This window comes from Lederbergia ruris (assembly GCF_018332955.1).
Taxonomy (GTDB): Bacteria; Bacillota; Bacilli; order Bacillales; family Bacillaceae_C; genus Lederbergia; species Lederbergia ruris.
Map to the genome: position 1 here is coordinate 1 of NZ_BORB01000068.1, position 10,478 is coordinate 10,478.

Annotated in this window: 10 protein-coding genes and 1 pseudogene; 1 reads left to right on the forward strand and 10 read right to left on the reverse strand. The window is 35.1% G+C overall.

Going from position 1 to position 10,478, the window contains the following annotated elements:
* Positions 1-419: 419 nt before the first annotated feature.
* The 8 genes from KI363_RS20940 to KI363_RS20970 all read right to left on the reverse strand — a co-directional run bounded on the left by KI363_RS20940 (position 420) and on the right by KI363_RS20970 (position 8,189).
* Positions 420-1,382, reverse strand: a complete 963-nt coding sequence (locus KI363_RS20940; protein WP_212967542.1) for a sugar phosphate isomerase/epimerase family protein — start codon at positions 1,380-1,382, stop codon at positions 420-422.
* A gap of 19 nt (positions 1,383-1,401) precedes the next feature.
* The gene (locus KI363_RS20945; protein WP_212967543.1) at positions 1,402-2,232 is read right to left on the reverse strand and encodes a carbohydrate ABC transporter permease; all 831 of its coding nucleotides are present in this window, start codon (positions 2,230-2,232) and stop codon (positions 1,402-1,404) included.
* On the reverse strand, positions 2,229-3,113 hold the full coding sequence (locus KI363_RS20950; RefSeq protein ID WP_246516980.1) for a carbohydrate ABC transporter permease: 885 nt from the start codon (positions 3,111-3,113) through the stop codon (positions 2,229-2,231). Before KI363_RS20950 ends, KI363_RS20945 begins: the two co-directional genes overlap by 4 nt.
* Positions 3,114-3,166: 53 nt before the next feature.
* Positions 3,167-4,414: an ABC transporter substrate-binding protein gene (locus tag KI363_RS20955; protein WP_212967545.1), complete on the reverse strand. Its 1,248-nt coding sequence runs from the start codon at positions 4,412-4,414 to the stop codon at positions 3,167-3,169.
* Between the two features lie 19 nt (positions 4,415-4,433).
* Positions 4,434-5,435 (reverse strand): Gfo/Idh/MocA family protein, encoded by a 1,002-nt coding sequence (locus KI363_RS20960; protein WP_212967546.1) that lies wholly within the window; start codon positions 5,433-5,435, stop codon positions 4,434-4,436.
* Between the two features lie 198 nt (positions 5,436-5,633).
* The gene (locus tag KI363_RS20965; RefSeq protein WP_212967547.1) at positions 5,634-6,686 is read right to left on the reverse strand and encodes a LacI family DNA-binding transcriptional regulator; all 1,053 of its coding nucleotides are present in this window, start codon (positions 6,684-6,686) and stop codon (positions 5,634-5,636) included.
* A gap of 919 nt (positions 6,687-7,605) precedes the next feature.
* Positions 7,606-7,728 carry a hypothetical protein gene (locus tag KI363_RS22315; RefSeq protein WP_281414151.1) on the reverse strand — a complete coding sequence of 41 codons (123 nt, stop codon included), beginning with the start codon at positions 7,726-7,728 and terminating at the stop codon, positions 7,606-7,608.
* 137 nt (positions 7,729-7,865) lie between these two features.
* Positions 7,866-8,189: a hypothetical protein gene (locus tag KI363_RS20970; protein WP_158321646.1), complete on the reverse strand. Its 324-nt coding sequence runs from the start codon at positions 8,187-8,189 to the stop codon at positions 7,866-7,868.
* 98 nt (positions 8,190-8,287) lie between these two features.
* Between KI363_RS20970 and KI363_RS22535 the strand changes: the two are divergent.
* Positions 8,288-8,471, forward strand: a pseudogene (locus KI363_RS22535) (ATP-binding protein); the annotation flags it as partial.
* A 370-nt stretch (positions 8,472-8,841) separates the two neighbouring features.
* On the opposite strand, the gene KI363_RS20975 reads toward KI363_RS22535, so the two are convergent.
* Positions 8,842-9,621 (reverse strand): hypothetical protein, encoded by a 780-nt coding sequence (locus KI363_RS20975; protein ID WP_158321645.1) that lies wholly within the window; start codon positions 9,619-9,621, stop codon positions 8,842-8,844.
* 246 nt (positions 9,622-9,867) lie between these two features.
* A complete protein-coding gene (locus tag KI363_RS20980) occupies positions 9,868-10,029 on the reverse strand; it encodes a hypothetical protein (RefSeq protein ID WP_191967407.1) in 162 nt (53 codons plus the stop codon).
* Positions 10,030-10,478 lie beyond the last annotated feature (449 nt).

Sequence of the window (10,478 nt, forward strand, 5' to 3'; positions counted from 1 at the left end):
CACCTCATTCTGTTTGGGGGTGAAAGTAAACGAATGAAGGAGTCTATGATGATGAAAAATTAGAGGTTGGCAAGTGGTTTACAAAAAGGGCTGCCGTTTCATGCATTTTACACTTGCCAAATACATACGATGAACGCGTCTTAACACATCTAGAATATCAGAAGATTGAGACGCATGGACATCCCTAATTGCACGGGGCTTTTTAATTAATACATCAAGATAAGTCCAGAACAGTAAACATCTAATAACATTCATAAGAACGAGGATGGATTTGAACCACTAGATTATCTGACTCCCGAGCATACTAAAAAAGGGTGGTACTCACCAATTTATTGGCGAGTACCACCCTTTTAGTTACTGAGGTTTGACCTAGCCTCATTCTTAGAATGGACAACCTTATATACCTATTATACTATTTGTTAGGCCCACCATAAGTCCTTTGCACTTTCTTTAATAAGCAAATCCTTTAAAAAGTCAACTGCTTTTGTAAATCCTTCCTCTACACTCATGAGTCCATCTTCATGTTCAATGCTGATGGCACCTTGATAACCGATAGTTTGAAGGGCACTGATAATTTCTCTCCAAGTCTCTTCCCCATGTCCATATCCGACCGTTCTGAAAACCCAAGAACGATTTGCAATATCACGATATGATTTTGTATCAAGAACTCCATTTAGTGAGTTATTTAATGGGTCAATCCGTGTATCTTTTGCATGAAAATGGAATAAAGCGTCCCCTAGAGCTTTAATACTATTTACAGGATCCATCCCTTGCCAGAAATAATGGCTTGGGTCAAAGTTCGCACCGATTCTTTCACCACATTCCTTCCTAAGACGAAGAATCGTTTCCGTATTGTATACAACAAACCCCGGATGTGGCTCAACGGCTACATTCACATTATATTCTTCCAGTAATCTAGCTTGTTCCTTCCAATAAGGGATCACTTTATTTTCCCATTGCCATTCCACCACTTCCGAAAAATCATTCGGCCATGGACATGTAATCCATACTGGATGTTGTGAAGTTTCAGATTCACCTGGGCAGCCCGAAAACGTGACAACATTTTTAACACCCAATTTAGAAGCCAACTTCACAGTATTGACGAAAGTATAATGATGTTCGTCTGCAATTTCCTTATTTGGATGCAAGTTATTGCCATGACAGCTTAGTGAACTAATGGTAATTCCTCTAGATTCAAACGCTTGTTTAAATTGTTCTAACTTTTTCTCATCCGCTAGTAAATCCGCTGGTTTACAATGAGCATCTCCAATATATCCGCCTGCCCCTACTTCGACTGTATCTAAACCTTTTGCTTTAATGTAATCTAGCATTTCATCTAAAGTTTTTTTTGAAAATAATACCGCAAATACACCTAGTTTCATAATTTAACACTCCCAATTTTTATTTTTCTGAACCTGCTGTAATTCCATTAATAATATATTTTTGCAACAATAGAAAGACGATAATAATTGGCGCTGCGGCAATCGTAGAAACGGCCATTAAATTATCCCACTGTGTTCCGTATTGACCAATGAATTTCGTTATTCCCATGGTTAACGGTCGAATTTTTTCATCTGTTGCTAGGGTTAAGGCAAAAATTAAATCACCCCAGGCAAATAAGAATCCGAATGTCGCAACTGTTAAAACGGTTGGCTTTGTAAGTGGCAAAATGACCCTTACGAAAGCCGTAAATCTGTTACACCCATCGACAATCGCAGCCTCTTCCAATCCTTTTGGAATGGATAGAAAGAATGGCCTCATTACAATAATCGCAAAAGGAAGCGCTGTCGTTGTATTCCCAATAATCAAGGCTACATAACTATTCAAAATATCAAATTTGCTGAACATGATAAATAAAGGCATCGCTGTCATAATTCCAGGTATCATTTGTGTAACCAATAAAACTAATAATAAAATTGATGCCCCTTTAAGACGAAACCTTGCCATTGCATAAGCACAAGGTAATGCAATAATCAATGTAAATGCTGCTGTTCCTGCGGCGATAATCATTGAATTTCTTATATAAGGTAACAAACTTGTATCCGTAATTAAATTTTTCACATAGGCATCAAAACTGATCGTTTCAGGAATAATCATCGGTGGTGTTGCAAACACATCTTGAATTGGTTTAACCGATGTTACAATCATCCAATAAATAGGAAATAGGAAGACCATTGTAATGAGAAGGGCGACTACAAACAATAGATACTGTTTTATTGTATATTTTCTCATACAGACTCCTCCTTCCTAGCTAAATAAAGATATACGAGTGATAGGGACATCAAAATCACTAGAATAATTGTTGCAATCGCACCACCTGCGCCAAAATTAAAGTTAATAAAAGCTTGTTCATATCCAAAGAATGGTAATACTTGAGTAGCATTCACTGGTCCGCCACCAGTCATAATCAAAATAATATCAAATACTTTAAATGTATAAATAATTCCTAGCATGATAATGACTAAAAGTGTCGGTTTTAAAAGTGGCATCGTTATTTTTGCAAATATTTGTAGCTTATTCGCCCCATCCATTTTAGCCGCTTCATATACATCTGAAGGTAATGATTGTAGGGCCGCCAAAATAAGTATCATATTAAACGGAATACCAACCCAAACATTTGTAAAAATAACAGCTATTAAAGCCGTACTTTCCTGCCCAAGCCAGTTAATAGGATGGCTAATAATATGAAGGTTCATTAATAAGTAATTAATAACTCCATAATCAACATCAAGTAGCCATGTAAACAGATTCCCTGTAATGACTAACGGGGTCATCCACGCTAGAAGAAATAAAGAGCGAAAGAAATTTCGCAAAGGAAATTCCATATTGAAAAATAGCGCCAATAAATACCCAAAAAACACTTGTAAAATAATACACGAAATCGTGTAAATAAACGTATTCCTGGTCGCAATAGGGAATTTTTCAGATTTAAAAACTTCTAAATAGTTATCAAAGCCAATAAACGAACCACCTGTTTTCAAATTCATAATGGTTAAATCTTGAAAACTAACAATGATATTATAAAAAATCGGATATAACATAAAACAGATAACAAAAATAATCGTTGGTAGCATAAAAAGATAAAGCGGTAAACTCTTTTTAAAAGCTTGCATATCTTGAACCTCCTTTAACAAACAGGAGAGAAAATCCCCTCTCCCATTCATTTTTATGGCAATAAAGGCTCTATCTTTTTCGCAGCATTATCCATTACGGTATTTACATCCTCACCGGCGATCGCACGTTGAATGGCTTCCTGAATATTGGTCGAAATCTCAGGATATTTTGAACCATAAGCGCGGGGCTTGGCTGATTCTAATTGTTCCATAAACACTTTAACATGTTCATCTTGAGCCCAGTTGTATTGCTCATCCGCCGCAATGTCTCTCCTACTTGGCAATCTTCCACCAATTTCATGCATGGGCCCAAGGATTTCAGGTTGTTGAGTCCATTTAATAAAATCCCAAGCCTCTTTCTTATGTTCTGCATTTGCGGTAATTGCCCAGTTTTCTCCTCCAAGGACAGAGGCTGGTTGCTTATCGTATGGCATTGTGAATACTCCAAAGTTTATATCTGGTGATTCTTCTTTTAATCTCGGAATTTGCCAAGGACCATTTTCCATCATCGCCGCTTTTTTCGTTTGGAACTGAACTAAGACGTCTGTTTGATCCCAATTAACCATATTTTGCGATAGTGAACCCTCAGATACTAAATCTTGAATAAAAGACAATGCTTTCTTTGCGTTATCACTACCAAAAGAATCTAAATCGGCACCTGTTTGCCAAAGGTAAGGTAGGAATTGGAAGGTAGCCTCTTCACTTTTAGTCCCAGACATTGCAAATCCTTTTACGTCATCCTTTGTTAACTTTCGGGCAACCTCTTTTAACTCATCCCATGTATTCGGAAGTTCTGTGATACCTGCTTCTTCAAACATATCTTTGTTGTAATAAATGGCTAATGCATTACTGTTGTTTGGAATACCATAATATTTTCCATCCATCATTGCGGACGCCATTGCACCTTCAAAATATTGATCAGCTTGTCCCCAATCTTCAATTTCTTGTGTAAGATCAGCAAATACTCCCGCTTCGATAAAAGATTGATGATCAGGGTTGTCGATCACTACGATATCAGGAAGCTCATTTCCTGCCACTCCTTGAAGTAGCTTGGTTTTCAAGTCAGCGAACGGGATATACGTCCTATCAAATTTAATATTCGGATGTTCTTCCTCATATTTCTTAATAAGCTCTACTTGCTCCTTTCCTGATGCAGCATCTGGAGCCAAGTAGTCCCAAACTTTAATGACTACTTGCTTGTCTGAACCTTCGTTCCCATTACTTTTTTTATCCCCAGAACTACATGCAGGCAATAAGAGCAAGCAAAAAACAGTGAGAAGTAAAAATATTTTGCTTTTCATTTTTTGAGTCTCCTTTTCCTCATTTTTTAAGAAAATCTTGAATCACGATTTCTTTTGATTGCTTAATAGATTCTAATGAAGCCCCAACAATGGCAAAACTATTAATATTATCGGCCAACTCCGTACTAGGTTTCCTGTTTTCCTTTATCGCATTAACCATTTCAAAAATAGAATACTCCCTGTCTTCATGCTCTAATGTAACTAAATCTAGCTCAATTGTAGTTCCATTCTCCAATGTTGCTAATGGTTTGTCATTTATTAATTCAATGACACCTTTATTACCCACAAGTTTAATCTCACCGTTCCAAGAAGTTTCTTTTCCTCGAGTTACCCAGCACCCAAAATAATTAACAAGCACATTGTCAAACTTCATAATAGCGCTTGCAACGCCATTACCATTGAACCAACTCCAAGAAGGTCTCATGCTTTTCGCAAAAACGGTTGTTGGTTCTAGACTAAGAATATGGCGTAATAAATCAAAATGGTGGATGCTCATATCTTCAATTAAAATTTCGCTATATTGGTCTCTCCAACCACCAAATTTAGTAGCACGTCGGAAATCCCATTCAACATACTCGATTTCCCCGACGAGTCCTTCATCCACCGCTTTTTTAACTGCTGCAATCTCTGGTCTCCATCGGTAGTTTTGACTTATCATGACAAACTTTTGATATTCTCTTGATTTTTCTAGTAGTTCCATTGCATCCTCGAATGTATGGGCGATTGGTTTTTCCATAAATACATTTAGATCATGCTCAAGTGCGTCAAGCGCCAACTTTTTATGTGTTTGTGGAGGGGTGATAATAACAGCAATATCTGCCTTAACCTTTTCAAATGCCTCTAAATGATTTGTAAAGAATTCTGTTCGATTATTTTTTATTATCTTTTTGACATTTTCAAGATTTTCAGGCATTACATCGACAACTGCAACTAGTTCCACATCTTCAAATTGATCAAGGATTTCTGTCCATGAACTACCAAATCCTCCAGCTCCTACTTGAATTGCTTTTAACTTTTCCATATGCCTCACCCTTGTCTTTTAAATTTAAAAATGATTGAAGAAGACGTCATTTGGTTGGGAGAAATATAAACAGTCCACAACAAATGATGTACGTATATCTTTTTTCTGTAAAAAGGGAAAACTTACCCTTGTCACTCTATTCAGTAAGGTAAGCGTTTTATTAATTGCTAGTGTAACCGTTATAATGATGTACGTCAATCATTTTTTTGGTGATTTTTCAAAATTAATATAGTATTTTGCATTTGCCTTTGTTACAATCTCTAATTTAATAATTGTTTCTGAGTTTATATGTCTTTCTCCCAACACTAAATATTCAAATACATTTTTAACGGTTAGAAATGCTTGGCTAGCCGGATCCTGGCAAATAATTGAATTTATGATATTTTTTTGTAGGTAAAAATAGATTTCCTTACTCATATCGTGTCCCACTACTATTCTATTCCCGCCATGAATATGATCATCTATGTATTCCGCAACTTCTCCAAGAATACCGCTAGCAACGTATATAGCATCAGTAGAACTTAATGTTTTTATTATTTTGTCTCCGCCTAATTGGCTATCCCAGCCGTTTGTACAAACAGTATGGATGTTTACATTTATTCTATTTTGGTGAAAATACTCTCTAAATCCCTTTTCTTTATTTATCATTTGAAAAGTATTATCCTCATCCCTAATAATAACAACATCTTTTAATTTTTTTGAAAACAGATAAATAATTTCAGCGGCTAAATAACCCGCAGAATAATAATCCCCGCCTACATAAAAGATCCTTTTACTTTCCGGTACATCATTATTAATTGTAAAAATTGGAATCCCTTTATTAATTCCCTCGTTTATAACATCAATAAATGGAGTTGAATCATGTGGGGCAATAACTAAAGCGTCATAAGGATTATTTTTTATGATCTTTTTAAAATAATCAAGTCGAATTTTATCGGGAATTGCATTTACCCGATGAACATGCGCGACAAAACCAAAATCCTTGTATAATTCAGAAGCAGCATTTATTTCTGATTCAATTTCATCCCAAAAGTACTCTGGAAAGACTGGTAAAATAAATGCTACCTCCGTTCTTTTTTGTGTAGCTAAAAACTTTGCCGCTGTATTGGGTCTGTAGCCCATTTCCTTAGCCTTCGCTTTCACTCTTCTAATCGTTTTTTCACTAACTCCCTTTCGGTTGTTTAAAACTCTATCTACCGTCGCGGTAGATATCCCTAATTCTTCTGCAATCATTTTAGCTGTAACTTTCAAATTAATCACCCTAATCTATATTGTTTTTTCTATTTATTTTAAATCATAAAGATTATAATGCCTAGCATACTTTGAAGACACTGAAAACTTATTCATGTTAGTTTACTTGCATTTTAAATTCTACAGGTGTCTAACAAAATATAGTGAGGAATCAGAAAAACCACAATCCTTTTGTGTTTTTATTAGCTTGATAACGTTAGGCGTATACTCTATTTATACACCAGTATATCAAAAAACAATTTATAAGAGTTTACGCTAAACTATATAAAGTTGAAATGGGAAGATTTGTTTTTCTGCCTTGCCAGTTGCATTATTAATATGTGGCTTTTCCGGTAGCGCTGGGTCCTCCGCATCTCATTTTATATAAATAAAAACAGGCCTAGTCCCACATTTTCTTTATTTTTTAATTTATTTATGTCATAATGCAAATATAATAAAAAGACCACTTGGTGTGTTAAGCACCAAACGATCGTATTAGTGCAAGAAAAACCGTTTATCAGCAATTTTTCGGAACAATCCACTTACTGCTTGCAGGCTTATGGGCGGGTTATTTTCTGTCTAAAATCAGATCGATGATCGCCACGATCAGCGTAGAAAAGCTGATCATTAAAACCAGGGCTTGAAAAACTCACACTCGTAGCACCCCCTCTCTACTTGGACTTTTCAAGACTAGAGACAGCGACATGTGCTGACCGTCAATAAACCTATTCTTCTAAACTTGTGTACCTTACTAGAACCGATAAAGCATTAGCTAGATTGAAAAATACTAGGTTCGTGGACAAACCAGAATTACCATTGAAACAGCAGGAAAAAGACTTGATAAAATATCTATTCACAAGACAACTCCACCGAATTAGTAATATTCTGGATTTAATCAGAATCATAATACTAAAGTGTAATATTCAAGAACTAATTAAGTTTATTTCTGCTCTTGCAAGATCTGTTCAAATAGACTTACACTCTTCCCCAAAAGCCCATCTTCCTTTTCTGTTAAAGGATCAATCCAATCAGCTTTATCTTTTGCCCAATCTAACCACTTCAAGAGTTGTTCCTTCTGCTCTTCATTATTATACTTATATATCTTTGTTTCAAATTCTCTAATCTTACTTGCCTTATCCCAGTCTGAGACGGCCTGAGTAAGTTCCTTAACTTCCTCTAACTCATCATTTCTTAATTGTTCTAATTTCCTCTTTCTTTTCCGTTCCTGCCCTGTACCAATTCTTCTATTTTGTATTTCGCATATAACCTATTTCCAACAACAAACATCTGGTATATAATATCTCCAACTTGCTCTTCTAGTGGTGATTCTTTTAAATCCCTAAATTCCAGATCAATCTTACCCTTTTTAGTGGAACCGAGCCAATTCTCTGCAGCTAGCGATAGTGTTAACACCTTATTCCTTTCTTTTAATTCAAAGTAAAAAACTGTATACATAATTACAAAGTATGAAGTATCTTTCCCCTTTTTTATTTCTACTTTTGTAAGTGCGGATTTTAGAGCCACTAATAGAATAAGCCTCCTGTATAATTTAATGTCGTGCGCAACGCATGACATTATTATACAGAGGTTGGTTGTTTTAAGTGACATTTAACGAGAAAACGGCAGCTATTGAAGAGCTAGCAATAGGGAATTACATTTAAAACCATCATAACATTATTTTAATGGGCGCATCTGGGAAACAGAAACAGAGGATTTCCAATGCCTTTGGGGTTCACGCGTGTCGCCAAATACAATAAAGTAAAATATATTAGATCACCTGAATTACTTGATGAGTTAGTAGTAGCAGGGTAAGAGTCAAATAGATCCCACCTATATTTTTCAATGGGTTCTATTTAACGCTTACGTTGTAAGAATCTTGCATAATTCTTTCTAAAATGGCGTCTACCAGTGGGGGTATAAGCTTTAATCCATTTGTAGATTGTTACTTTAGATACGCCATATTGTGCTGCTTAAGTCTTTTGCTGAGTTTCCGGAATGATAGAGATCAACAACTGTCTTCTTAAAGTCTACATTAAATTTTTTGCCTGTATTTTTGTTATCCATTTAACACATCTCCCAGTTATTATATTATCACTTAACTAAGATGTATCTCTGGAACTATACTACCATCACTAAAGGGCGTTATTATGTTTAGCATAATTATTAAATTGTAATTTTAATCATCTTCATCTTCAATTTTTAAAGACTTAATTCTCTCCTTCTTTATCACTAGTTCTCTGTTGGATATAAGTTGGAACTCTTTTGAAATAGTATCCTCCTTAAAGCGAGTGGCTATAGCTTCATTATCGTTTAATTTAAATAGAATATATTTGCTACCATCTATGGTCGCTACATCAAAGGATTTTTCATTCATAGCATTTTGGTAACCAAGTAAGTATATAATTTTCCCTAGTGTAAAGGTCAGAAGAAGTAGAATTAGCACAAGTGTTATAAATTGGTATTTGAATTTGAATTCAAAAATTTCCCAGAAACTCATGGAATTATCATTTTTAAAATAAGCATGAATTTTGTTATTATATCCTTTAACTTTTCGTTGAAAGATTAATGGGAAAATAAAATTATACACACCTATGCCAATTATGGTAATCCCTAATATTATTTTGAGTAATAATGAATCAAAATACGCACCAGAAACAAGCAATAACGATAGCAATATAACATTTTTATTTAACCTTGTTTTCCAGGTGATCTTTTCATCATCATTATAGGGACGATGATTAAAAAAGATAGCTATTATCGAAGTCATAAAAGTTATGACTGCGGATATCGATATTATGATGTCAATTAAACTAATATCATTTAGAAATATGTTAGGTATTTTAAAATACTCATAATAACCATTTTTATAGCTGTAAGCTATATAGTAACCTGTTACAGATAAGTACGCTAAGATATAAGCTGAATATTTCTTAAGTAGATCTTTAAATTGTTCCAAATTATCCCCCTCCCTTTTACCTACATCATTCGACAAAAGAAGAGGAATTCCTTTAACTTATTTATCATCTAATCACAAAAAACGCCTCATGTGAGATGCTTAATAACCTGTCCATTCAAACGTTATAGCTTGGTCTTCATCGTTTATCTTTGTTACAAAGTAATTTCTGCTCCGCTCAACAGGAGTCATTTCACTAGTGCTGATCGTATAGTACGATGCGCTACCTTGAGACTTATCAAGTCTATGTCACAATTTTAAATTTTCAGATAAATCGGATTCCTTCCCGCTAACATTTACAATCCAAAGTTTTGTAGCTCTAGTAATTCCAACATGTTCTTTTTCAAAATGATGTTGAGACTTCTCTCCACCGTTTTCCACCAACACCGAAATATCTGTAATAAATTCCATTAAAACTCCCTCCTCTCTAATATTTTCGGCTGAAGGAGGGGCATTGTGTAATTCCCCCTAAAATAATAAGCCTTTTAGGCATGTAGGTCTTCTATAATTTTGTTATTAGTAAGTTTTCTACCTTCGTTGTTTGCTGAAGAATTTTGACACTCTTCCCTTGTAACAGCGATTGTCCGGTGATGCTATACTATAAGGTATCCCGTCGTGATAGAACTTAAATCCACATTTGTAATAGGTAAAAAGCAAATCATCATTTTCGAACTTGGCTACAGGGCTTCGTATGCATTCTGTCTCGAAATGATGGGCAACTTTTAGGCTTAATGTTGTTTATGGCAAACTAAAAATGTAGGTTATGGCACTTCTTTTATGCATGGCCTATAGGGCTATGCATAAAAGAAAAAGCCACTTGCTAACAACTCAATAATTAACTACACTTCCTGTTGGACCAT

What these genes read in the sequence shown, in the direction of transcription:
- KI363_RS20980 (WP_191967407.1), bottom strand. Translation starts at nt 10,029, where the DNA reads ATGGAATTTATTACAGATATTTCGGTGTTGGTGGAAAACGGTGGAGAG.
- KI363_RS20960 (WP_212967546.1), bottom strand. Translation starts at nt 5,435, where the DNA reads ATGGAAAAGTTAAAAGCAATTCAAGTAGGAGCTGGAGGATTTGGTAGT.
- KI363_RS20950 (WP_246516980.1), bottom strand. Translation starts at nt 3,113, where the DNA reads ATGCAAGCTTTTAAAAAGAGTTTACCGCTTTATCTTTTTATGCTACCA.
- KI363_RS20955 (WP_212967545.1), bottom strand. Translation starts at nt 4,414, where the DNA reads ATGAAAAGCAAAATATTTTTACTTCTCACTGTTTTTTGCTTGCTCTTA.
- KI363_RS20945 (WP_212967543.1), bottom strand. Translation starts at nt 2,232, where the DNA reads ATGAGAAAATATACAATAAAACAGTATCTATTGTTTGTAGTCGCCCTT.
- KI363_RS20940 (WP_212967542.1), bottom strand. Translation starts at nt 1,382, where the DNA reads ATGAAACTAGGTGTATTTGCGGTATTATTTTCAAAAAAAACTTTAGAT.